21 protein-coding genes, 1 tRNA gene and 1 pseudogene are annotated in these 24,861 nt (G+C 29.6%); 14 read left to right on the forward strand and 9 right to left on the reverse strand.

The window, feature by feature from the left end; translation table 11 throughout:
• Window positions 1-3: 3 nt before the first annotated feature.
• Together secG and CAMP18498_RS06425 are read right to left on the reverse strand one after the other, a co-directional pair.
• On the reverse strand, window positions 4-348 hold the full coding sequence (gene secG, locus CAMP18498_RS06420) for a preprotein translocase subunit SecG (RefSeq protein ID WP_133319019.1): 345 nt from the start codon (window positions 346-348) through the stop codon (window positions 4-6).
• 102 nt (window positions 349-450) lie between these two features.
• Window positions 451-1,152: a Bax inhibitor-1/YccA family protein gene (locus CAMP18498_RS06425; protein WP_039619421.1), complete on the reverse strand. Its 702-nt coding sequence runs from the start codon at window positions 1,150-1,152 to the stop codon at window positions 451-453.
• Between the two features lie 158 nt (window positions 1,153-1,310).
• On the opposite strand from CAMP18498_RS06425, the gene CAMP18498_RS06430 reads away from it, so the two are divergent.
• Together CAMP18498_RS06430 and CAMP18498_RS06435 are read left to right on the forward strand one after the other, a co-directional pair.
• Window positions 1,311-1,949: a carbonic anhydrase gene (locus CAMP18498_RS06430; protein WP_337198048.1), complete on the forward strand. Its 639-nt coding sequence runs from the start codon at window positions 1,311-1,313 to the stop codon at window positions 1,947-1,949.
• Window positions 1,946-3,817 carry a mechanosensitive ion channel family protein gene (locus CAMP18498_RS06435; RefSeq protein ID WP_337198049.1) on the forward strand — a complete coding sequence of 624 codons (1,872 nt, stop codon included), beginning with the start codon at window positions 1,946-1,948 and terminating at the stop codon, window positions 3,815-3,817. Before CAMP18498_RS06430 ends, CAMP18498_RS06435 begins: the two co-directional genes overlap by 4 nt.
• Here CAMP18498_RS06435 and CAMP18498_RS06440 read toward each other — a convergent pair.
• Both CAMP18498_RS06440 and CAMP18498_RS06445 read right to left on the reverse strand, forming a co-directional pair.
• A complete protein-coding gene (locus CAMP18498_RS06440) occupies window positions 3,814-4,128 on the reverse strand; it encodes a hypothetical protein (RefSeq protein WP_337198050.1) in 315 nt (104 codons plus the stop codon). The genes CAMP18498_RS06435 and CAMP18498_RS06440 overlap by 4 nt on opposite strands.
• Window positions 4,129-4,159: 31 nt before the next feature.
• Complete coding sequence (locus CAMP18498_RS06445; RefSeq protein ID WP_263677494.1) at window positions 4,160-4,522, reverse strand: hypothetical protein; 363 nt, start codon at window positions 4,520-4,522, stop codon at window positions 4,160-4,162.
• Between the two features lie 100 nt (window positions 4,523-4,622).
• Here CAMP18498_RS06445 and CAMP18498_RS06450 point away from each other — a divergent pair, with 100 nt between their 5' ends.
• The 6 genes from CAMP18498_RS06450 (at window position 4,623) to CAMP18498_RS08010 (ending at window position 14,333) form a co-directional block, all read left to right on the forward strand.
• Complete coding sequence (locus CAMP18498_RS06450) at window positions 4,623-9,908, forward strand: alpha-2-macroglobulin family protein (protein WP_337198051.1); 5,286 nt, start codon at window positions 4,623-4,625, stop codon at window positions 9,906-9,908.
• Window positions 9,905-12,109: a penicillin-binding protein 1C gene (gene pbpC / locus CAMP18498_RS06455; protein WP_337198052.1), complete on the forward strand. Its 2,205-nt coding sequence runs from the start codon at window positions 9,905-9,907 to the stop codon at window positions 12,107-12,109. Before CAMP18498_RS06450 ends, pbpC begins: the two co-directional genes overlap by 4 nt.
• A gap of 195 nt (window positions 12,110-12,304) precedes the next feature.
• The gene (locus tag CAMP18498_RS06460; RefSeq protein ID WP_337198053.1) at window positions 12,305-12,658 is read left to right on the forward strand and encodes a hypothetical protein; all 354 of its coding nucleotides are present in this window, start codon (window positions 12,305-12,307) and stop codon (window positions 12,656-12,658) included.
• A 2-nt stretch (window positions 12,659-12,660) separates the two neighbouring features.
• Window positions 12,661-13,071 carry a PDC sensor domain-containing protein gene (locus CAMP18498_RS06465; RefSeq protein ID WP_442867727.1) on the forward strand — a complete coding sequence of 137 codons (411 nt, stop codon included), beginning with the start codon at window positions 12,661-12,663 and terminating at the stop codon, window positions 13,069-13,071.
• Window positions 13,068-13,211 (forward strand): hypothetical protein, encoded by a 144-nt coding sequence (locus CAMP18498_RS06470; RefSeq protein ID WP_337198055.1) that lies wholly within the window; start codon window positions 13,068-13,070, stop codon window positions 13,209-13,211. Before CAMP18498_RS06465 ends, CAMP18498_RS06470 begins: the two co-directional genes overlap by 4 nt.
• Before the next feature lie 669 nt (window positions 13,212-13,880).
• Complete coding sequence (locus CAMP18498_RS08010; RefSeq protein WP_442867728.1) at window positions 13,881-14,333, forward strand: methyl-accepting chemotaxis protein; 453 nt, start codon at window positions 13,881-13,883, stop codon at window positions 14,331-14,333.
• A gap of 23 nt (window positions 14,334-14,356) precedes the next feature.
• Here CAMP18498_RS08010 and CAMP18498_RS06480 read toward each other — a convergent pair whose 3' ends face one another.
• Window positions 14,357-15,340 carry an MnmA/TRMU family protein gene (locus tag CAMP18498_RS06480; protein ID WP_214135261.1) on the reverse strand — a complete coding sequence of 328 codons (984 nt, stop codon included), beginning with the start codon at window positions 15,338-15,340 and terminating at the stop codon, window positions 14,357-14,359.
• Window positions 15,341-15,405: 65 nt separating this feature from the next.
• On the reverse strand, window positions 15,406-17,190 hold the full coding sequence (gene dnaG / locus CAMP18498_RS06485; RefSeq protein WP_337198057.1) for a DNA primase: 1,785 nt from the start codon (window positions 17,188-17,190) through the stop codon (window positions 15,406-15,408).
• A 74-nt stretch (window positions 17,191-17,264) separates the two neighbouring features.
• Between dnaG and CAMP18498_RS06490 the strand changes: the two genes are divergently transcribed.
• From CAMP18498_RS06490 to CAMP18498_RS06515, 6 genes are read left to right on the forward strand one after another with little or no spacing between them, the layout of a single operon-like run.
• Window positions 17,265-18,227 (forward strand): hypothetical protein, encoded by a 963-nt coding sequence (locus CAMP18498_RS06490; protein WP_337198058.1) that lies wholly within the window; start codon window positions 17,265-17,267, stop codon window positions 18,225-18,227.
• On the forward strand, window positions 18,224-18,664 hold the full coding sequence (gene rnhA / locus CAMP18498_RS06495; RefSeq protein ID WP_337198059.1) for a ribonuclease HI: 441 nt from the start codon (window positions 18,224-18,226) through the stop codon (window positions 18,662-18,664). Before CAMP18498_RS06490 ends, rnhA begins: the two co-directional genes overlap by 4 nt.
• Complete coding sequence (gene rnc / locus CAMP18498_RS06500) at window positions 18,657-19,325, forward strand: ribonuclease III (protein WP_337198060.1); 669 nt, start codon at window positions 18,657-18,659, stop codon at window positions 19,323-19,325. Before rnhA ends, rnc begins: the two co-directional genes overlap by 8 nt.
• Complete coding sequence (gene aroC / locus CAMP18498_RS06505; protein ID WP_337198061.1) at window positions 19,322-20,410, forward strand: chorismate synthase; 1,089 nt, start codon at window positions 19,322-19,324, stop codon at window positions 20,408-20,410. The genes rnc and aroC overlap by 4 nt, the downstream gene beginning before the upstream one ends.
• Window positions 20,411-20,464: 54 nt before the next feature.
• Window positions 20,465-21,508, forward strand: a complete 1,044-nt coding sequence (locus CAMP18498_RS06510; RefSeq protein WP_337198062.1) for a Cj0069 family protein — start codon at window positions 20,465-20,467, stop codon at window positions 21,506-21,508.
• 35 nt (window positions 21,509-21,543) lie between these two features.
• Window positions 21,544-22,170 carry a trimeric intracellular cation channel family protein gene (locus tag CAMP18498_RS06515; RefSeq protein WP_337198063.1) on the forward strand — a complete coding sequence of 209 codons (627 nt, stop codon included), beginning with the start codon at window positions 21,544-21,546 and terminating at the stop codon, window positions 22,168-22,170.
• A 197-nt stretch (window positions 22,171-22,367) separates the two neighbouring features.
• Here the strand turns inward: CAMP18498_RS06515 and CAMP18498_RS06520 are convergent.
• The 3 genes and pseudogenes from CAMP18498_RS06520 to nhaA (CAMP18498_RS06530) form a co-directional block, all read right to left on the reverse strand.
• Window positions 22,368-22,442 (reverse strand) — tRNA-Glu (locus tag CAMP18498_RS06520).
• A gap of 53 nt (window positions 22,443-22,495) precedes the next feature.
• Window positions 22,496-23,637 (reverse strand): annotated as a pseudogene (gene nhaA, locus CAMP18498_RS06525) (Na+/H+ antiporter NhaA).
• Entirely contained in the window at window positions 23,634-24,794 is a 1,161-nt protein-coding gene (gene nhaA, locus CAMP18498_RS06530) for a Na+/H+ antiporter NhaA (protein ID WP_337198064.1), read from the reverse strand. Before nhaA (CAMP18498_RS06530) ends, nhaA (CAMP18498_RS06525) begins: the two are co-directional and overlap by 4 nt.
• Window positions 24,795-24,861: the final 67 nt, after the last annotated feature.

Here is a 24,861-nt window from a genome sequence, read left to right on the forward strand (position 1 = left end):
CTTTTATTTGCTAGTATTGCTTTCGCTAATTGGGGCACTTGGTGCGACTGGAATGCTAGTTGTATTTGTTTCAGGTGCTTTTGGCAAAATTTGCTCTGCTTTTTCAGCAAGTGAGTTAGAGTTAGCATTATTATACATATAACTTAGAGCGATTGTATTAGCAATAAGCAAAACACCCATTACAAAAGTAAATTTAGCTAAAAACCCCGCAGGACCCTTTGCTCCAAATAAACTTTCATTGCTTCCGCTATATGCTCCAAGTCCTATACTTGAGCTTTTTTGTAATAAAACCGCAATACAAATAATCACAACAATTGCAAATTGCAAAATAATTAAAAGAGTAGTCATGAATTTTCCTTATTGAAAATAAAATGAGTATTGTAACTTAAAAAGTTTGATAAAAACTTGAAAGAGGTAAATAAAATTTGCGAGAAAAAATCTCGCAAATTTTTATCTGCTATTAAAGCTTCTTAAAATATTAAGAAGAGAGATGAAAAGGTTGATAAAATCAAGATAAAGCGCAACTGCACCTTCGATCGGTGTTTCATAATTGCCTCTAATGATGTTTTGAGTATCATAAAGAATGTAAAAAGAAAATAAAATCGCACCAATACCAGAAATTGCTAAACTCACAAGTGAGCTTTGGAAAAATAGATTAATTAAAGAAGCTACTACAATAACGATTAAAGCTATAAAAAGCATTTTTCCCATCATAGTAAAATCTCTTTTTGTATTCATAGCAAATACACTTAAAGCACCAAAAGCTACTGTTGTTAAAGCAAAAGCTTGAGCGATGATGCTAGCCCCTGCAGGAAGTGCTAAAACTGAATATAAAAGTGGCGTTAAAGTAAGCCCTGAAACAAAAGTAAAGGCAAAAAGTAAAATTAAATTAAGTGGAGCTTCTCTTTTTTTCCATTGCAATGCAAACAATAAACCAATTTCAACAATAAATAAAATCCAAAAAGTTGCTTGAGATTGTGCAAATAAATGTGCTAAGGCAAAAATTCCTATATAAGCACCTGCTGTTGCAGCTAACAATGAAGCAGCAAAAAGCTGATAAGTTTGTTTTATAAAAATGCTCAAATCACTTCTAGCATAACCTTCAAATTCTTGAGTTTTAGAGTTAGAATAATCTCTATCATAAAGACTCATTAAAATCCTCCAATAATTTTTAAAACTAAAATTTACAAAAAAAAGATAAATGAAAGATTAAAACCACATAAAAATGCAACAAAAAATAAATTTATAGATTTATTTTAAGTAAAAATAATTTAGTATAATGTTTTATTAAAACCAAAAAAGGACTTTTCTTGAAAGACTTGATCGAAGGTGCTTTAAAATTTATGCAAGAAGACTTTAAAGAGCATGCAGAGCTTTTTGAAAGTTTAAAAAACAAGCAAAATCCTCATACGCTTTTTATAGGTTGTGCTGATTCAAGAGTGATACCAAACTTAATCACTAATACAGGACCAGGGGAGCTTTTTGTCGTAAGAAATATAGGCAATATAGTCCCACCTTATAGAGTAGGAGATGATTTTTTAGCAACAACTTCAGCTATTGAGTATGCTTTTAATTCTTTACATATAAAAAATATTATAGTTTGCGGTCATAGTAATTGTGGTGGCTGTGCGGCTTTATATGCAAATGAAAGTGATTTAAAAAATATGCCTAATGTTAAAAAATGGCTTACTTTGCTTGAGCCTATAAAAAATAAAGTTTTAAAAGTTGCAGGTAGTGATTTGGCTATGCGTGCTTGGATGACTGAAAAAATGAATTTGGTAAATTCTTTGCAAAATTTATTAACTTATCCAGGTATTGAAGAGGCTTTAAATAAAAAAGATATTGAACTCCATGCTTGGTATTACATCATAGAAACGGGTGAAATTTATGAGTATGATTTTAATTTTGAAAATTTTGTTTTAATTCACGAGAGGGTAAAAAAAGTATGAAAAAGATTATTAGCATTGTTTTATTTTTTTTGTTTATTAATACCTTGCAAGCGCAAGAAAAAAATATTTTAGAAGATAAAAATAGTATTTTTGCTTTGGTGCAAAATTATATAGAACTTAATTTGCTTTTGGAAAGCTTTAAAAATAGTGATACAAATAGCAGCGAATTTCAAGATAATATTAAAGAAATAGAAAAACAAAAAACCGCACTTTTAACCACTTTGCCTTTAAAAATGGTATCTCAAAAAATTGATGATAAAGAAGCAAAAGATTTTTTAAAAACTAAAAATGCTTTACAAAAAAGTGTTGAAAATGCTCAAGCTAAAAAAAGATATTATGATTATGTGGATAATAAAATCAAACTTTTAAATTTAACCTCCGCGGAGCATTTTTATTTATGTATCTTTGAATTAGAAAAAGTTTTTATCGAAGGAGCGCAAAGTCAGACCATAAAAAACATTATCGATAAAAGTATTGATGTGCTTAAAGAAGACATGGTGTTTAATTTTACTTTAGATAAAGAAAAAATTAATGATATTACTCAGCTTAGAACCTTAGAAATCAATGAAAATAATTTAAGAAATGCTATTAAATCTTATAATGAAATTTTAGTTTATCTAAGAAACAATGCTAGCTTGCTTGAAACTAACTTTTTATTTACAGGTTTAGGTTTGCAAAATGCGATTAATTATATCAATGAGCAAACTTCTATAAGTAGTGTAAATGTTGGAAAAATCGTTATTTCTATTGCTGTAATTGTCTTTTTTTATTCTTTGAAATTTTATCTTGCAAAAATTTTGTATTTTATATTGATACATTTATTTGGAAAAAATTCAGAAAATGTGGAGATAAAAACTCATTTTCTAGAAAAACTCCAAGGGCCAGTGGGTTGGTTTTTGTTTGCTTATGCTATAGGAATTTGTTTTACTATTTTTTACTATCCTGCACCTGTTGATATAAGAATTAGTAATATTTTATCAATTGTTTATGTTATTTTAACTGCTTGGCTTGTTATAAATATTTTTGATAGTTATGGTATGGTGATTGTGGCAAAGCTAGCTGAAAAAAGTGGCAAGCGCGAAGTGGTTAATTTAATCATTAAAATTTTATATTTTATCATTATAGTGATAGCTGTTTTATTTGTTTTAGCGCATTTAGGGTTTAATATTTCAGCATTGATTGCATCTTTAGGTATTGGTGGTTTGGCTGTAGCATTAGCAGCTAAGGATATTATCGCAAATTTCTTTGCTTCTGTGCTTTTGCTTTTTGATAATAGTTTCAATCAAGGCGATTGGGTGGAAATTTCAGGTATAGAAGGAACCATAGTAGAGATTGGACTTAGAAAAACCACCATTAGAACTTTTGATAATTCTTTAGTGTTTTTACCAAACTCAACCATCATGGGAACAAATATAAAAAATTGGAGCAAAAGAAAAATAGGACGTCATGTAAAATTATTTATCGGTGTAACTTATGATGCAAGACCTGAGCAACTTGAACAATGCGTAGAAGATATAAGATATTTATTAGCAACTAGTCCTTTGATAGCTCAAGTTGATGATAGTGCGCTAAATCATGGTGGAACCCGCGCTAGATATAGACAAAATTTAGTTTCAGTAAATGACTTGGAAGGTTATAAAAACAATACTTATGTGGCTGTAAGTGGTTTTGGTGTAAGCTCTATTGATATAGAAGTATATTTTTATACTAAAGCAGTAGATGCTGCAGGTTTTAGAGAGGCAAGACAGAGTATTTTGCTTGAGTTGATGAAAATTGTTGAAAGAAATAAGCTTAGCTTTGCTTTTCCTTCACAAAGCCTTTATATAGAAAAAATCAACAAAGAAGATAAAGAAGAGTTATTATCTTAATAAGCTCTTCTTTGATCATCACATTCTACTATAATTTTTTCAGCAATAATAATACTTCCATTTTTACTGCCTTTAATTTTAACAAAACTTCCTTTTTTTAAATCTTGTACATTAGCTTGTTTTTTATTGCTTCCAAAAATTCCACAGCTATAAATATCAATGCGTGTTTGGGGTAAGACTGTGATGATTAAATTATTGTCAAAACTTGTTTGAATACTCAATGTATTTACAGTGGTGTTTTTTAAGATACCTTGAACTTTATAGGCAAATGCAAAAGTGCTAATGCAAATTAATATAAGAAAAAAACGCATTAAAATAACTCCTTTTTAGGAGTTATTTTACTTAATAAGCTCTTTTTTTGCATTCGATTTTGATTTCTTTAGCGGTGATATTTTGAACTTGATTTGGTGTTTGTGGATTTGGTGTTGTTTGAGCATAACCATGGAAAACTTCAGCTTCTATAAAAGTTCCTACTTTTAAATCTCTAAAAGTGCCGTATTTATCCATACCAAAAATACCACAATCATCCATATCAATTTCTGTATTTGGTAGAATTTTTACATTCATTTTTTGACCATAAGTAGTGTCAATTAAAATAGTCTTTGCACCATCATTTACATCTACAATTACCCCATAAATTCCATCTGCATAAGCAAGACTTGAAAGGCTTAAAGCCGTTAATAATGTAGCGATTTTCTTTTTCATTTTTTTCTCCTTTATTTTTTATGCAAGAATTATATAATTTTTTGAGTGAAGCAAGAGTGAATTTAGATATAATTTGAAAAATTTACTAAATGGAGTATATATGAGAGGATTTTTACATTGTTTTTTTGCTTTTTTACTTGCAAGTTTATTGTTTGCTTGCTCTAAAAATGAGGATAAAAGTTCTGCTATAAGAGCTTATGGTTTTAATGAAAATACACAAAGTGTTTTTGTAGAGTTTAACACTAATATTATTAATCAAGAAATAGGTGTTATAAAAGAAAGAGAGATTGTTGTTAATAATCAAAAGACAAAGGTAAAATACGAACTTGAAACACCTACAAGATTAAATATTTTTACAGCTTTAAAAGCAAATCAAAAATATGATATTTTTATAGACTTAAATGATATTTTATCAAATGAAAAAGTGCAGTTAAAAGTTCAAACTCCTTTTGAAAAACTAGATATTAAAGGATATTTTCAAAATATTTCAAATGATGAGAGTGTATTAGTTTTAAATGTTCAAAGTTTTTATACTCTTAATAAAGATGAATTATTAAAAGCTATTAAGATTACTGCACAAGAAAAAGAAATTCAAATAGATAAAATCATCATTCAAGGTGATATGGCAAGTGTGTATTCTAAAGCATTGAGTATCAAAAATACTAATACTAATGTGAAAGTAGTTTTTGATAAAAATATTTTGGGCTTAGAAAACAATATAGATTTAGAATATATTTTGCTTGCAAAGAGCGAATTTGTTTTCCAAAATGCAAATATAGTTAATAAAAACATAGAATTATTTTTTTCTCAAAATATTTCACAAGATCAAAATTTAAAAGAATTGATTTTTATTACCCCAGAAGTTGATTTTAAAGCATTAGCTTTTGGAAATAAAATTAAACTTACAGGTGATTTTTCTCCAAATAAAACTTATGAAATTCAACTTGCTCAAGGGATTAAAAGTGCTGATGGAATTAGTACAAAAGAAAATTACAAAACTCAAGTAAGTTTAAAAGACTATGAGCCTGCTATAAGTTTTACAAATCAAGGGGTGTTTTTATCTAGCAAGGCGAGTAAAAAAATAGCTTTTAAGAGTATGAATGTTAAAAAAGTTCATTTGGAGGTTTATCAAGTATTTTCAAATAATTTAAGTGAATATTTAAGATATAAAAATCTTCAAGGTGCTAAAAATTTAAGCGATTATGATAGTGATATTTTTTCAGAGAGTGATTATACTAGTGAAATAGTGTTAAAAAAAGATTTTGATATAAAAAATACTAAAAATCAATGGCAAGAAAACGAGATAGTGTTAGATGGTTTAAAAGATTTAAGTGGTGTATTTATAGTCAAGCTTTATTTTAAAGAAGAAGATGTTGATTATGCTTTTGATGAGGGAATGGAGAGTTGGAAAAAATATAGATTTTTTAACCAAAAAGCAAAAGTAAGCAAAAACTTAATTTTTTCAGATATCGCTTTGATTGCTCAAAATTTAAATAAAAAGCTTTTTGTAGATGTGAGAGATTTTACCACACAAAAGGCTTTAGGTGGGGTTAAGGTTGATATAATTAGCAAAAGTAATCAGGTTTTAGCTTCTAAGACAAGCGATGATAACGGTTTGGTTGTTTTTGATGATATTGATGAGTCAAAAGCTTTATTTATCATTGCTTCAAAAGATAAACAAGCTTCTATTTTGCGTTTAAGTTCACCTTTGTTATATGATGGTTTTGATATTGATGGTTTTGATTTAACTTCTCAAAATAAAGTATTTATTTACACAGAAAGAGGGGTTTATAGACTAGGTGATGATATCCATTTAACTATGGTTGCAAGAAATGATAAAGGAGTTGTTAGTCACCCTATATTTTTAAGTTTTTTTGATCCACGCAATAAAAAGCTTTTGGATAAAATTAAACTTGAACCTTTGAGTAATGGAACTTTTTATAAAAAGATTTCACTTGATCAACAAGCTTTAAGTGGAGTGTATTTAGCTAGGGTTGAATTTGCAAATACGATTTTTGATAAAGAAATTTTAGTGCAAAATATAGTACCAAATCGTATAAAAGTATCTATGCAAGCTCCAAAAAGTATAAAAGAAAATGAAAAATTAGATTTTAATATTAGCTCAAAATACCTTTTTGGAACACCAGCGAGTAATTTACAATATCAAGCTGATTTATTTGTGAGTAAAAAAGAATATAAAAATTCAAAATACCCAGAATATATTTTTTCAAATCCTAGTGTTTTAGTGCAAAAATATCAAGATAATTTAAAAGGTATGTTAGATGAAAATGGCTTTACAAAGCAAGAATTTGCTTTAAATGACTTTTTTAAAAATACTCCATATAATTTAGAAGCTAGCATAAGGGCTAGGGTTTTTGAAAAAGGCTCAAGATCGGTTGAAGCACTTGTAAATTCACAAGTAATATTGCATGAGTATTTTGTAGGTCTTAAGCGTTTAAAAAATCACTATTTAAGCTCTGGTTCTATTATCAATTTTGAAGCTATTGTGAGTGATTTAGATGAGAATTTGATAGCAAATAGGGAAATTAAATATACTATTTATGCAAATGATTATTCTTGGTGGTGGGATTATGACAATTATGATGATTTTTTAAAATCACTCAAAAAAGATAAAAACACACAAATCATTACTCAAGGAACTATTTTAAGTAAGGATAAACCGGTTAAAATAGAGTTTGATCCAAAAGAATATCATGGTGAAATGTTTATAGAGCTTGAAGATACACAAAGTAAAACAAGCGCAGGAGAGTTTTTTTATATTAGTAGTTTTGGTGCGCCAAGTAATGCTGATATAGTGAGTTCTTTAAAGATTAAAAGTGATAAAAAAGAATACAAACCAAATGAAACAGCTTATATAGAATTTGAAAGTGCTAAGGGTGCAAAAGCTATTGTTACTTTAAATGATAATGCAAAGGTTTTAAAACGCTTTGTGATAGATACACATGGAGATATTACAAAGGTTGAAATTCCTATTCTTAAAGAATATATGCCAAATGTTTATGTAAGTGTGATTTTGCTTCAAGATTATGATCAATACACTAACGATAGAGCCTTAAGACTTTTTGGCGTAGTACCTTTAAATGTAGCAGATGAACAAAGTAAAATTGAGCTTGATTTAAAAGTACCAGATAAAATCATGCCAAAACAAGATTTTGAAGTAGAAATTCAAAGTAAAAACAAGCAAAGTTATACTTACACTATAGCTATTGTAGATGAGGGTTTGCTTGATGTGAATGCTTTTAAAACACCAGATATTTGGGGGTATTTTTATCAAAAAACACGCTTTAACATGAGCATATATGATACCTATGATAAAATCATTGCTAAAAATATTTCTAATGCTTCTAAGGTATTAACTACGGGTGGTGATGTTTTCTTAGAAAGTAGAGCAAATAAAAGCAAAAACGATGAAAAAGCAAGACGCTTTAAACCGGTTGTATTGTTTCAAGAGCCAGTGCAAAGTGATGAAAATGGTTATGCAAAATTAAAATTTAATATGCCATCATATTTAGGTTCGGTTAGGGTTATGGTAGTGGCAAACAACTTAGCAGGTTTTGGCAGTGCTTCTAAAGATATCCAAGTTAGCGCACCTGCTGTAATGCTTGAAACTTTGCCAAGAGCTTTAAGACTTGATGATGAGTTTAAGCTTTTGGTGCAAGTATTTAAAGTTGATGATGATGTAAAAAATGCAAAACTTAAACTAAAAACAAAAAATTCACTCATAAATTTTGAAAAAGATGAAATTTTAATTGACTTTGGTAATGAAAAAACAAAAGATATTTATATTAACGCAAAAGTAAATTCAAACAAGCTTGGAGTAGAAGAAATAGAGTTAAGTTTAAATGCAAAAGATTATACCTATACTCAAAATACTCAAATTGATATAAAAGCACTAAATACCATTACTTATGAGGGTAAATCTTTTAAAATTCCTGCAAATACTTCTATGGAGTTTAAAATCACACAAGATTATATTAATCCAGTGGCGTTTTTAAGTGTGAGTTCTAAGCCTATTTTAAATATAAATCATAGATTAAAATACTTGCAAAATTATCCTTATGGATGTATAGAGCAAAGTACTTCAGCAGTTTTACCACAACTCTTTTTACAAAAACTTGATCAAGGAGCAAATGAACAAAAAAATATTAACAACATCAATGCATTGTTAAGTAAATATGCAAATTTCCAAACTGCTAATGGTGGTTTTGCTTATTGGCAAGGACTTAAAGATTCTGATGCTTGGGGAAGTAATTATGCGGGTATGTTTATGATTTTAGCCAAAGAAAGAGGTTATTATGTGAGTGAGGGAATGTTTAAAGCATGGCTTGATTATCAAAAACGCTATGTTTTAAAAGCTCAAACAAATAAAGAAATTAGAATAAATTCTTTATATCTTTTAGCTTTAGCCAAAGAGCCAAATTTAAGCATAATGAATGCTATTTATGAAGATAATGCTTATTTGCGAAGCTTAAACAATGTAAGTCTTTGGCAACTTAGCGCAGCTTATAAATTAGCAGGTTTTGATGAGGTAGCTTTAAATATAGCTAAAAATTTAAGCATAAAGCCTGATGAAAAAGCTAATTATACTCATACTTATGGATCTTTTCTAAGAGATGAAGCTATTGTTGCAAATGCGTATAAAATAATCTATGGTAAAGATAATAATGAATTATTAGATGATATTAAAAAAACTTTAGAAAGCCAAGCTTGGCTTAGCACTCAAAGTACAGGCTATGCTTTATATGCTTTGGCAAATAGCTTTAGCGATGAAAGCTCTAAAACTATCAATGCAAGAGTAAAAATTAATGGTGAGAGTAAAAAACTCAACACAAGTTTTTCTAAATTTGAGTTTAATCAAGGCAGTGCTTTGATAGAAGCTAAAGAAGATACTTATGTGCATTTTGGAGTAGAGGGTATTAAAAAAGGTATTATCGAGCCTTTTGCACAGCGTATGTATATAGAAAGAAGTTTTTATGATGAAAATGGAAATGAAATAGATGAAAGTACTATAAAAAGTTCTCAAATTTTTTATATGAAATTAAAAATATCAAATAAAAATTATCCAGGCACTTCTAATATAGCTTTAACTCAAATTTTACCAAGTGGATGGGAGATAGTGCATGATCTTTTAGATGATGAAGCTCCTGATTTTGTGAAAAATTCTTATTATGATTTTGTGGATATAAGAGATGATAAGATTATGTATTTCTTTCCTTTATATTCTGATGAGTCAAGAGAATTTTTTGTGAAATTAAGTGCTGTTACTCCAGGTGTTTATACTTTGAGTGGAGCTTATGCTGAAGCAATGTATGATAATGCTTATAAAGCTTTAAGTGAGAGTAAAAGAGTCAAAGTAGTGCAGTGAAAATCAAAATAAGCCTCGCAATATGCTTTTTAAGCCTATGTTTTTACATAGGCTTAGTTTATTTTAGTTTTGATAGCAAGGATTTATTTAAAGGCACTTACAGCAAGGTTTTGCTTGATAAAAACAAAGAAATTCTTAGTGTATTTTTAGATGCTAATGAACAATGGCATTTAGAGAGTGATTTTATACCACAAAAATTAAAAAGTGCAGTTATTTTGTATGAAGATAAAAATTTTTATTCTCATTATGGAGTAGATTTTTTAGCACTTATAAGAGCTTTTAAAAATAATCTTTTTTCAAGTAAAAGAAGTGGTGCAAGCACGATTTCTATGCAAACAATCAAACTTCTAGAGCAAAATAAACGCACATATTTTAATAAATTTAACGAAATCATCAAAGCTTTTGCTTTAGAAAGCGCTTATGAAAAAGATGAAATTCTAAAGCTTTATTTAAACAATGCCCCTTATGGGGGAAATTTAGTAGGTGTTGCAAGTGCGGGGTTGTTTTATTTTGAAAAAGATTTAAAAGATCTTACTTGGAGTGAAGCAGCCTTGCTTGCTGTGCTTCCTAATAATCCAGGTTTGATTAATCTTGAAAAAAACAAAGATAAACTTTTAAAAAAACGCAATGCTTTGCTTGATAGGCTTTTTGAAAAGGGATATTTTTCTAAAGATATCTTAACTCTTGCAAAGGCTGAAAAACTTCCTAGTTTTAAAGCAAGAAAAAACTTAGCTCCGCATTTAGCGCGTAGGCTTTTAGCGGATAAAGAAAAAATCATTTCTAGTATAGATAAAAAAATTCAAATCAAATTTGAAGAAAAAGCTAAGGAATATTCTTATAAATTAGAGCAAAAGGGTATAAAAAATTTAGCTATATTATTAGCAGATACCAAAACAAATAAAGTTTTAGCTTATGTAGGCTCTAATGATTTTTATGATTTTGCAAGTTTTGGTCAAGTTGATGGGGTGATAGCAAAGCGTAGTGTGGGTTCAACCTTAAAACCTTTACTTTTTGCTTTTGCTATAGATGAGGGACTTATAGTGCCTGAATCTTTAATGCTTGATGTGCCTACATATTTTTCTAATTTTGCTCCACAAAATGCAAATAAAAAATACCATGGTTTTGTTAGCGCAAAAGAATCTTTGCAAAAATCGCTCAATATCCCCTTTGTGAGTTTACTCTCAGAATATGGCTATGAGAAGTTTTTTTATAAACTCAAAGATATTTTAGATTTTGAAGATGAAAATTTTAAAAAATATGGACTTTCTTTGATTTTGGGCACAAAAGAATTTAGTTTAGAAGATATGGTAAAAATTTATCTAGGGCTTGGAAATTATGGAAATTTTAAAGAGCTTTTATATGAAGAAAATGCATTTGCTAAAGAAAATAAAAAGCTTATTAGTGATGGAGCAAGCTTTTTAACCTTGCAAACCTTAAAGGATTTAGATAGAGCAGGTTTAAGACAATATGATTTTAATACTATCATTTCTTGGAAAACAGGTACAAGTTATGGCAGAAAAGACGCTTGGGCTATAGGAACTTCTCCAAAATACACTTTAGGAGTATGGGTTGGAAATTTTAATGGCGAAGCAAATGCAAATTTATATGGGGTAAATATAGCAGGGGAATTGTTTTTTGAGCTTTTATCTTTACTTGATGGGATTAATTTAGAATTTGAAAAGCCTAATGATTTAGTTTCTATTAAGATAGAAAATCAAACAGGGTATAGATATGATTATAAATTTGATTTTAAAGAAGTGCTTTACCCACAAGGTGCAAATGTATTAAGGACTTCACCATTTTTAAAAGAAGTTTTTATGTATAAAAACAAAGAAGTTGATTCTTTAGATGAAAATTTCATCCATGCAAAGAAAAAGACTGTTTTAAATTTACCTTCTCATGCACAAGCGTTTTTTGCAAAAGAAAGGCAAAATTTGCAAAATTATAATCAAAATTTAAAAATTATTTATCCATTAAATAATCTTAATATCATTTTACCAAAAGATTTAAAAGGTTCACAAAAATTATTAATAAAGCTTACAAATCCTAGAAAAGAAAAGCTTTTTTGGTATTTAAATCAAGAGCTAATTTTCGAAGGTAAGGAAGAATCTTTGGCCTTAAATTTAAAAAAAGGTAAATATACTCTTAATATTATTAGCAAAAATGGACAAAGCGATTTTATAACTTTTAATATATTTTAAATATAAATGACAAAAAATACTAACTAAAAATCAATTACCATTATCCTTATTTTATAATATTTTAGGTGTTAAAAAATAAAAGTGATTACAATTCTTATAAAATAAATAAAAATAAAATAATTTTTTATATTTTTTTTAATAAAAATTATTTATAATAACAAGAATATTTTACCACTTAATATCTAAGGAGAGAAAATGCGAAATTGGAGTCTTGGTGCAAAAATTGTCTTCGTGGTAATTATTGCTGTTATTTTAATTTTGAGTGCTTTGTCTTTGCTTATTATTAACAGATCTACTGCTATTTTAAATACGCAGATAGAAAATACACTTACAGCTTCTGTACATCGCTATGGAAATCAAGCTGAAGCAAGTATCAAGTCTTTATTTGTAAGTGCTATTGGTATTCAAAGAACATTAGACAATCTTATTTCAGAAGGTGCTATTAATCCAAAAAGAATAGAAAATATTCTTGGAGAAGCTATTGATGTAAACCGTGATATAGCTTATGGATATTATTATTTGCAAGATGGAACAATGTATAAAATTTAGGTATTGAAGAAAAATATTTTACCAATAATAATGAATTTATGGTTTTAATGAGAGATTCTGATATAAATAATGCTGGTGGAATGCAAACTTTAGCAGCAAGTGAAGAGATTGCAAAAACTAGAACCATTAAAAACTTAATGAATGGAAATAAGCTTTATTTTGGTGAACCAAGATGGTATAACATTCATGGTAATAAATTTTTAGGTCTTAATGTAGCTGCGCCTATTACAGACAAAAAAGGCAAGGCAATAGGTGTTGTTGGTATGCTTTTTGATCTTAAACCTATTGCGGATTTTTTAAATGATTCTTCAAGATCAATTTATCAAGGCGCAAGAAGAATTTTAATAGCAAGTAATGGTGTTATAGCTACGCACCCAAATGCTGAATTTGTTACAAAAAAATATCTGATGTGAATAAAAACGCAGCTTTTATAGTGGATTTACAAAAAACAGCTTATGCTGGTACGATTAATTATGTAGCAGATGATGGCAGTGAATATCATGGAGTTATAAGAGTATTTGAAATATGGCCGCCAAATACAGGAATACATTAGGCAATGTTAGCTATAGTTCCAAATGAAACAGTATATGCATCTATTATAGAGCTTAGAAATATTATTTTAATTAGCTCGGTTATTGCAATAATTTTCATTGTGATTGTTATTAGCACTTCTGTAAAAAGAATTGTTTCAATAAGAGTGCAAAGATTGCAAAATCATTTGATGAAATTCTTTAAATACTTAAATCATGAAACTTCTACTGTTGAAGTTTTAACACCTAGGTATAACGATGAACTTGGAAAAATGGCATTAATGATTAATGATAATGTTCAATATATTCACACATGTTTAGAAAAAGACGAAATAACAGTGCAAAATATATTAGAAGTTTCTTGTGATATAGAAAAAGGATATTTTACTCAAAGAATTGATGCAAATCCTGTTAATCCAAAACTTGTGGAATTAAAAGAAGTATTAAATAAAATGTTTGAAGATATGCAAATGAAAATAGGCAAAGATTTAAATGAAATAGAAAGAGTTTTTGCTAGTTTTCAAAATCTTGATTTCTCAGATAAACTTGATAATGCTGAAGGTGAGATAGAAAAATCACTTAATGCAGTAGGTGCAGAGATTAGAAAAATGCCTCAAGCTTCACTAAGTCAAGGTGAAATGCTTCAAACTAAGGCTGATTCTTTACAAGAAAGTGCCGCTGCGGTTGAAGAAATGAGTGCTTCTACGAATGCAGTAGCAGCAAGAACTGAAGAGGTTATTAAACAAAGTAGTGATATCAAAGATGTAACTGATGTTATTAGAGATATTGCTGATCAAATTAACTTGCTTGCATTAAATGCAGCTATTGAAGCTGCACGTGCAGGAGAACATGGTAGAGGCTTTGCTGTTGTTGCTGATGAAGTTAGAAATCTAGCAGAAAGAACTCAAAAGTCTTTAGGTGAGATTGAAGCTAATACTAATATCTTAGTTCAATCTATTAATGAAATGGGTGAGAGTATTAAAGAACAAGCTTTAGGAATTTCACAAATTAATCAATCTGTTTCAGTAATAGATGGTTTAACTAAAGAAAACTCACAAATTGCGCACGCAACTAATTCTGTAGCAAATGAAGTTGATTCCATGTCGGCTGATATTGTAGCAGAAGTTAGAAGAAAGAAATTCTAAAAAACTACCCTTTAAAGGGTAGTTTAATTTATAAAATACTCTTGAATTTTATTTTTATCTTCAAAAGCCATACTTTGGAAAATTTTATCTTTAAAGCCTATTTTGTATTTTGTATTATTTTGAGTTTTAGCATAAGTTAGTGCTATGCTTAGAGCAAGTTCAAGATCTTGTGGATTGATGTTTTCATCCACCAAAGAATAAGCACCTATTAAATCAAAAAGTTTTAATTCTTCGTATTTTTGAGTTTTTAATTCTTTTAAAAATTGATTTTCTAGCTCATTTCTACCTACTATCATTTTAGAGCCATTTGGAAGTCTTAAGTGGCGTCCGTATTTTAAAAGTTGAGCGTCATTAACTTGCATATTTTTATCAAATTTAATGAAATCTTTGATTTTATTTGAAAAACTCTCAAGTGTGAGCAAACATCCACCACCTGGACTTTCAAAATCTTCAAAACCAAATTTGGCAGCTAGTTCAAGTTGTCTTTTTCTGCTTCTTCCACTTATGTTTTCTAACTTTTCTCTATCAACCCAACCCTCACGCTCAGGTTTGGTTAAAGGTAAATTTTTAGCACACATTGGACGCAAGATTAAATCTTCTTCATCAAGCGCTAGTTTTTTAACCTTGGCCATAGCATCATTTCTTTGGCTCATTGGGCGTTGACCAACTACTTCTCCTGTGATGATAAAACTTGCATTTTCATCTTTTAACATTGAAAGAGCAGTTTTAAACATAAAAGCATGACAATCTATACAAGGATTAAAATGCTTTCCATATCCATATTGAGGGTTAAATAAAACTTCTTGCAAATATGCATTTCTTACATCTATCATTTCAAAACTAGCCCCTGCCATAGCAGCGCGTTTTGCCATGAGTTCGCTTTTATCGCTTGTGCCACCAAAGCCTATGTTTATATTTAAAGCTTTTACTTCTATACCTTGAGAGCTTATGAGTTTTATAGCAAGCATAGAATCAAGCCCGCCGCTAAAAAGTGCTAATGCTTTCATTTTTTCCTTTCGAAATTTTTGGCATATTGTAATGAATATTTTTTAATTTTTGCGCAAGTTTTTATTTAAAAAACTTCTTCTTCAAAGTTATAATGAATTGCTCTTTTATCTTTGATGTTTTTTTGTAGTCTATTTAAAAATAATTCCAAACTTTCCTCATCATCTAAAAAATGCACGCTTTTTAAAACTTCTATCAAATGGTTTAAAAAAACTTCATCATTTTGATAGCTTTTTTTGATTTTTTCTAAATTTTGATTGAGTAAATTATAAATTTGTTTTTTAAAGGCTTGTTTTAAATTTAAACTTTTTAATTTATTAAAATATGCAAGGTTGATCTTACAAATAGCATATAAAAATTCTTCTAAATTGCTTAAATTTTTGATATTTTCAAATTCATAAAGCTCTCTTATACTAGGATCTTCAAAATTTTTTTGCTCTAAAATAGCTTTAGTAATGTCTTGGTGTAAAAAATATTCTTTTGTACTTAAAAGCTTAAAAAGCCCTATGGTTTCATTATTTTCATATAAAAATTTCAAAAGCTCTAACTCGCTTATATTGTTGATTTTACTTTGTTTTATAGGATTAATGAAGCTTATTTTTCTTGTATTTTTAGAAAGTTTAATATCATTAATATTTACACCCAAAAGATTTGCTACCAAGGTAGTGTAGGAATTTGCTATTAAAGGTTCAAGGTTAAAAGTGTATTTTTGTACCTCTTCTAAAGCCTTTTGTTTGCTAAGTGCTGAGTTTAAATCACAACTTGCAATCAAACTTCTTATATAAAATTCTCCAAGTTCTATACCTTTTTCTAAAATATTAAAAAGTAATTTTTCTTGGTGGCTTGCTACAAGTTCAGCCGGATCTTTTCCTCCTTCTATCAAGACTACTTTTCCATCAATTTTTGCTAAACTTAGTAAATGTGCCGAACGCACAGCTGCATTAAGTCCTGCATTATCATTGTCAAAACACAAAATTACTCTTGCTTCAAATCGTTTGATTAAAGGTATATGATGTTCTCCTAAAGCAGTTCCCAAAACCGCTACAGCATTTTTAAATCCTGCTTTATGAAAGGCTATAGCATCCATATAGCCCTCACAAATTATCATTTCTTTTTGTTTATAAATGGCATCTTTTGCTAAATTGAGTGCATAAAAAATGCGTGATTTATCAAAAAGTTTGCTTTGGGGAGAATTAACATATTTTGCCATATTGTTTTCATCTAAAGTTCTACCACCAAAGCCTATGAGTAAATTTTTATGATCATAAATGCTAAAAGTAATGCGGTTGATAAAACTTGCATAAGCGCCATTTTCATTTTGTTTTATCGCACCTGCCTCTAAAGCCTCTTCTTGAGTGATTTGCTCATTTTGCAAAAGTCTTAGTGTTTCATTAGAGCTTGGTGCAAAGCCTAGCTCAAAGGTTCTAATATCCTCATCATTTAAGCCTCTTTTATAAAGATAAGCTAAAGCTTCTTTGTTTTTAGCTAGGTTTTGTTTATAAAAAGCATTAAGAGTAGGCAAGATATGAATGATGGATTTTTTATTATCTTGTTTTTGTGAGGTGTAAGTAAGTGAAAAATTACTCCATGAAGCAACTTTTTCTACTGCTTCAACAAAGTTTAATTTCTCATAATCCATTACAAATTTAAAAACATTACCCCCAGCTTTGCATGCAAAACAATGATAAAATCCTTTAATAGAATTAATATACATACTGGGATTTTTATCATTATGAAAAGGACAAATACAAACATAGCTTGAGCCTTGTTTTTTTACTTCAACATAATGAGCTATGATATCAACAATATCTGTTTTTTGTAAAAGTTGTTCTATACTTGCTTGTTCTATCATCTTTAAACCTTAAAGAAAATTATATAAGCATTTAGCTATAATTGTTATAAATTTGAAAATTAAGTTGTAAGGTTATGGATTTTTTCTTTGTAGAATACCGCGATCCTTTATTTGGTCTTATTGTTTTAACTGCTTTGGTTTTTATCATAGCTAGTTCGCATTATATATGGCGTATTTTTGCAAATAAAGATCAAAAAAGCAAACTTGATCGTTTTGTAAAAAAATTTGAAATTAATTCTACGCATCAACAAATTTTAAAAAATGCTAATTTAAGCATAGAAAATTTAAACTTCTTAGCTCAAATTTTTACCAAAAGTGGTGAATTTGAAAAAGCTGTGGGGATTTATCTCATAGCTTTGCAAAAAGCAAATGAGGCAAGCCAAAAAGAGTTTATCTTTTTTTCGCTAGCACAAGTTTATTTAAAAGCAGGATTTTTAGAGCGTAGCGTAGAAGCTTTGTTAAATGCTTTAAAAATCAAAGCACGCAATAAAGAAAGCTTAAAACTTTTAAAAATTGTTTATTTAAAACTCAAAGATTATGATAAGGTTTTAGATGTTTTAGAATGTTTGTTTGAGCTAGGAGAAAATATTTATGCAGAAAAAGCTTTGATAAAGGCTTTGAAAATTCAAGCAAGTTCTAAAGAGCAAGAACAAAAACTAAAAGAAATTTTAGCTTTGAGCAAGGACAATGAGTATATTTTAAGACTTTGCTTTTTGCATTATAAAGATAAACTTACGCAAATGCCTCAATTTGAAAATGTCATTGATTTACTTAATGAATGCAAAAGTCCGCTTAATCTTGAAGATGAAAAATACCATGAGTTTTTTTATGCAAAAAATTTAAGCACAAAAACTATTCCTATCAAAAATCACAAGCTAAAAATTTTAAAAATTTTAAACGATAATGAGTTAAGTGCAAATCTTAGCTTTACTTATGTGTGTAATAATTGTAAAAATCAAAGTCCTTTGTTTTTTTATCATTGTCCATTTTGTTATGAATTTGGAAAATGTGAGATTTGTTATGAGGTAAAAGCTTGAAAAATATTGAAATTTATACTGATGGTTCTTGTTTAAACAACCCTGGCTTTGGAGGGTGGGCTTATGTTTTAACTTATAAAAATCATCAAAAAGAACAAAGCGGAGCGTGTGAGAATACAACAAATAATCGTATGGAGTTAATGGCTATTATAGAGGCTTTAAAAGCTTTAAAAGAACCTTGTGAGATTAAGCTTTATACAGATTCAAATTTAATGGTACAAAGTATTAATGAATGGCTTGAGGGCTGGATAAAAAAAGATTTTAAAGGTAAAAAAAATATTGATCTTTGGAAAGAGTATTTAAGTGTGGCTAAAGATCATAAAATAACTGCTTTTTGGATCAAAGCACACAATGGCCATGAATTAAATGAGCGTTGCGATGAGCTAGCAAGAAATGCAGCCTTAAAGCTCCAAGAAGAAAGGTCAATAAATGCTTAAAAAACTCCAAGAAAGACTAAATTATCATTTTAAAAATGAGCAATTGCTCATCGAAGCTTTAACGCATAAAAGTTACAAAAAGCCTTATAATAATGAAAGATTAGAGTTTTTAGGTGATGCTGTGATGGATTTAGTAGTAGGGGAGTTTTTGTTTTTTAAATTTCAAAAAGACTCAGAAGGAAATCTTTCTAAACTTAGAGCAGCTTTGGTAAATGAAAAATCTTTTGCAACCTTAGCACAAAAACTTGATCTTGGAGCATGTATTTTTATGTCTATCGCAGAAGAAAATAACGATGGACGCAATAAACCTTCCATACTTTCTGATGCTTTTGAAGCACTAATGGGGGCTTTGTATTTAGAAATAGGTTTTGAAAAAACTAAAAATATAGCATTAAACTTACTTAATGAAGTTTATCCTCATATTGACACACAAAGTTTGTTTAAAGACTATAAAACAAGATTACAAGAAATTACGCAGGCAAATATGGCAGGCACACCTGAGTATATTGTAGTAAAGGCTTTTGGGCCTGATCATAAAAAGCAATTTGAAATCGCAGTAAAAATTCAAGGTATAGAAGTAGCAAGATCTATAGCAGGTAGTAAAAAAGAAGCCCAGCAACAATGTGCTAAAATAGCACTTGAAAAATTAGGAAAACTATGAATAGTTTTGGAGTAAGATTTAAATTTACAAGCTTTGGTGAATCTCATGGTCAAGCTATAGGTTGTATAATAGATGGTATGCCAGCAGGAGTGAAGTTTGATTTTGATTTTTTACAAGAAATGCTAGATAAAAGAAAACCAGGTCAAAATAAATTTAGCACTCCTAGAAAAGAAGAAGATAAGGCTCAAGTTTTAAGTGGAGTTTTTGAGGGTTATACAACAGGAACTCCTATAAGTGTTTTGGTGTATAATGAAAATACACGCTCGAAAGATTATGAAAAAGATGTGTTTCGTCCCGCACATGCTGATTTTACTTATTATCACAAATATGGCATTAGAGATTATAGAGGTGGTGGAAGAGCTAGTGCTAGAGAAAGTGTAGCAAGAGTAGCAGCAGGAGCTATGGCGCAAATGCTTTTAAAAGAATTTGATATAGAAATAATGAGTGGAGTTTTTGGAGTAGGAAGTATTGATAGCAAACTTAGCAATGATGAGTTTGATTTTGATTATGCTAAAAATAGTGAAGTTTATGCTTTAGATAAAAATTTAGAGCAAAACTTCAAAGATGAAATTTTAAAGGCTAAAAAGGCTAAAAATAGTATAGGTGCTAGAGTGTTTACTAGAGTAAAAAACCCTATTAAAGGTTTAGGTGAGCCTTTGTATGATAAGCTTGATTCTAAACTTGCTCATGCGATTATGGGGATAAATGCGGTTAAAGCTATAGAAATAGGAAGTGGCAATCAAAGTAGTTATATGTATGGAAGTCAAAATAATGATGAGTTAAAAGATGGGGTATTTTTAAGTAATCATAGTGGTGGGATCTTAGGCGGAATTTCTAATGGGGATTTTATCGATATAAAAACATATTTTAAGCCAACTCCTTCTATATTTTTACCCCAACAAACGCAAAATACTCAAGGAGAAAATGTTATACACGAGTTAAAAGGCAGACATGATCCTTGTGTGGGTATAAGAGGTAGTGTTGTGGTAAATGCTATGGTAGCAATTTGCATGGCTGATGCTTTGCTTTTAAATGCAAGCTCAAATTTGCAAAATTTACAACGAGTTTATGTAAAAAACAAATAAAAATTTAATACTTATTTAGATATGATGATAAAATATCCTTAAAAAGGGAGCAATATGAAAAAAAATATCGTATTTTTTGAAGTTAGAGGTGGTAGCGATAAAGGTAAAGATGGCCATAGAAAAGACACTATGCCTATGGTAAATGCTTTAAAAGAGCAAGGTTGGAACGCTGAGGTTGTCTTTTTTGAAGTAGAGAAAAAAGATGAAATTTATGAATATGTAAAAAACAATGCTGATGCTTATGTTTCTAGAATTAACCCAGGAAATTTAAAAGAAGAAAATGAATACTTTGATATGTTAAGAAAACTTTGTGCAAATGGTGTTATAGGTATGCCTCATCCTGATGCGATGATAGGATATGGTGCTAAAGATGCACTTGCTAAGCTTAATAAAACAGCTTTAGTGCCTGAAGATACTTATGTGTATTATGATATTAAAACTTTTAAAGAAAGTTTTGTAAAAACCTTAGCAAAAGGCGAGAGGGTTTTGAAGCAAAATCGTGGTTCAACAGGCGAGGGAATTTGGCGTGTGAGATTAATAGATGAGCTGCCAGCGGGGGCTACAAGTGTGCCATTAAATGCAAAAATCAAATGCACAGAAGCAAAAGACAATCATACAGAAGAAAGAGAGCTTGGTGAATTTATGGATTTTTGTGAGCAATACATTGTGGGTGATAATGGTATGCTTGTAGATATGACTTTTTTACCGCGTATTAAAGAAGGTGAAATTAGAATTTTAATGCTTTATCATACTCCAATTTATGTAGTGCATAAAAAGCCTGCAGAAGGTGCTGATGCATTCTCTGCTACACTCTTTTCAGGTGCAAAATATAGATATGATGAGCCAAAAGATTGGCAAGAATTGGTAGATTGGTTTTTAGCAACCTTACCAGAAATTCGTTCAAAACTTGGAAATTACGATATTCCTTTAATTTGGACAGCGGATTTTATCTTAGATACAGATGAAAATGGTAAAGATAAATATGTTTTAGGTGAGATTAACTGCTCTTGCGTAGGATTTACTTCTCCTGCTGAATTTGTTGATCCTATTGCTAAAAAAGTAGCTCAAAATATCATTGATATCGTAAGTAAAAATTAACCCTTGTTTTAACAAGGATTTTTTGAAAACTCATTATGCTTTTAACTATACTTTATATTATCGGAATTACTGTTGATGCGATGACAGGAGCTATTGCTGCGGGAAGACATAAAATGGATCTTTTCGGGGTGATATTTATAGCTTTAGTAACAGCTATTGGCGGAGGTTCTATTAGAGATATTTTGCTTGATCATCATCCGCTAACTTGGATTAAAACTCCTGAATATGTGATTTTAATTTGTGTTGCAGCTATGATTACAACAAAAATTGCCAAATATGTTATAAGGCTTGAAAAACTTTTTTTGATTTTAGATGCTATAGGTTTGGTTGTTTTTAGTGTTTTAGGTGCACAAATTGCAATACAAATGGGGTATGGTTTTATAGTGGCTGTGAGTTCAGCTGTGATTACTGGTGTGTTTGGTGGGATATTAAGAGATATATTGTGTGCTAGGATACCACTTGTATTTCAAAAAGAAATTTATGCGGGTGTTGCTATATTAACAGGGGCTTTGTATTATATATTGTATATTTTAGGTGTAGATGAGTTATGGGTAATTCTTGCTTCATTGATTGTAGGAACCATGGCAAGACTTTTGGCTATATATTATGGTTTAAGTTTGCCTATATTTTCTTTTAAGGATGGAGAGAATAAAGAAAGTTAAAATTCTATCTTATAAACTCTTAAAGGATAAGCCTTATTATCCACAGTATTTTCATAAAATCTTACAAGCTTGTCAGTAGGTAAAAATTTATTTATATTTTTTACTTTTAGAATATTTATTTGATGTATTGGTTGTAAATTAAGCTTAGTTATGGAAAATTACTATTTTTGATATTTTTGTAATTAGAAGTTAAAAAGTGGTGACCCATACGAGACTCGAACTCGTGTTACCGCCGTGAAAGGGCGATGTCCTAACCGCTAGACGAATGGGCCAAATATTAAATAAGAAATGAAATTATATCTTATTTAATTTAAAAAAAACTTAATTATTTTACAAAGCGCAGATAAAAATAACCAAATACACCAGAAGCTAAGGAAGCTAGTAAAATAGCAAAATTATCCACAAAATTAAATATATCGCTTACCTCGTAAGCAAGAGCATCTATAAAAAAGCTCATAGTAAAACCTATACCTGTGAGTATGCAAACTCCATAGAGTTGTTTAAAATTAGCATCTTTTGGCAGTTTTGCAAGTTTAAGTTTGACTGCCATATAAGCAAAGCCAAATACACCTAGTTGTTTTCCAACAAATAAGCCCAAGAAAATTCCTACACTTAACATATGTGCTTCAATTTTTGAAAGATCAACCCCTGCGTTTGCAAAAGCAAAAATAGGCAAGATGAAATAACTCACCCAAGGTGCTAAGTCATGCTCAATTTCTTTTAAAAAAGACTCACCACTTTTTGTTTGAAGTGGTATAAATAAAGCAGTAATCACACCTGCTAAAGTTGCATGCACTCCACTTTTTAATACACTAAGCCAAAGTAATGCTCCAAGTATATAATAAAATGATTTTCTTTTATTGCCCAAACGATTAAGTAAAAATAAACCCACAATACAGCAAAAGGCAACAAAAAAAGCTAAAGTAGAAAGTTCTCCTGTATAAAAAATAGCAATGATTAAAATAGCTCCTACATCATCAAAAATCGCTAAAGATATTAAAAATATTTTTAAAGAACTTGGTATGCGTTGTTTTAGCATTGCAAGTATAACTAGAGCAAATGCAGTATCAGTTGCAGTAGGTATAGCCCAACCTTTTAAAACATAAGCATCGTTAAAATTGATAGCACAAAATATCAAAGCAGGCACCACTATACCGCCTATAGCAGCTATTAAGGGTAGAGTAATATGACTAAGAGTTTTAAATTCTCCTTGAACAAATTCTTTTTTTAATTCAAGTCCTATGGCAAAGAAAAAGATTGCAATAAGACCATCATTAATCCACAATAAAGAAGGTTAAAAAGTTCCCAAACACCCACTTTTACACCCATTTCTACACTTAAAAAGTCCATATAATGTTGTCCATAAGGACTATTTTTAAGTAGCAAGGCAAAGATCGTTGCTAATAAAAGCAACAATCCTCCTAAAATTTCAAGTGATAAAAAGTTTTGGAAACTTTTTAATTTCATTTTTTAAAACTATAAATAAGTTTTAAGTAAGCATATCCAACTATAGCGCTTAATAATGAAGCTACTAAAATAGCTAATTTATCAGAATATGCAAAAATATCACTATTTTGATAAGCTAAGCCATCTATAAAAAAGCTCATAGTAAAACCTATACCTGTGAGTATACAAACCCCGTAAAGTTGTTTGAAATTAACATTTTGTGGAAGTTTTGCTAGTCCTAGTTTTATACTAATATATGAAAATAAAAATACTCCAATTTGTTTTCCTAAAAATAATCCTAAAATAATACCCATGCTAACCGAAGAAAACATAAAGCTTGGATCCATATCTTTTAAATCAACGCCTGCATTTGCAAAAGCAAAAATAGGCAAGATGAAATAACTCACCCAAGGTGCTAAGTCATGCTCAATTTCTTTTAAAAAAGACTCACCACTTTTTGTTTGAAGTGGTATAAATAAAGCAGTAATCACACCTGCCAAAGTCGCATGCACCCCGCTTTTTAACATGCTTATCCAAAATACTATAGCTATGATGATATAAAAAGATTTTTTGGTAACATGGAAATGATTTAGTAAATAAAGCGCTAAAATACACACCAAGGCAGCAATCATAGCAAAAACTGAAAGTTCGCTTGTGTAAAATAAAGCAATCACAATAATCGCACCCAAGTCATCAAAAATAGCTAAAGAAAGTAAGAATAATTTTAAAGAAGTGGGCACTCTTTTACCTAAAAGCATTAAAATACCAACCGCAAAAGCCACATCAGTTGCAGTAGGTATAGCCCAACCTTGCAAAGCAAAAGGGTCTTTATAGTTAAAAAATGCAAAAATTAAAGCCGGTACTATCATACCGCCAAGTGCGGCAAATAAAGGTAAAGACATAGCTTTTATACTATTGAGTTGTCCTCTTGTTACTTCATATTTTAATTCAAGTCCTATGGCAAAGAAAAAGATTGCAATAAGACCATCATTAATCCACAAAAGCAAAGGTTTAAAAATTTCTAAACTTCCCGCTTGAAAGCCAAAGGGAATACTTAAAAAATTGGTATATTGATCCGTTAAAGAACTATTTTGTAAAATTAGTGCAAGTACGGTAAAAAATATTAGCAAAACACCAGGAAAAGTTTCACTTTTAACAAAGGTTTGAAGTCTTTGCATAAATAGCCTTTTTAAATTTTTATTAACGTGTTATTTTAACATAAAAAGGCTTGAAATTTAAAAGTTT

It is taken from the genome of Campylobacter sp. W0066.2, from assembly GCF_024723515.1.
In the GTDB taxonomy this organism is placed as follows: domain Bacteria; phylum Campylobacterota; class Campylobacteria; order Campylobacterales; family Campylobacteraceae; genus Campylobacter_D.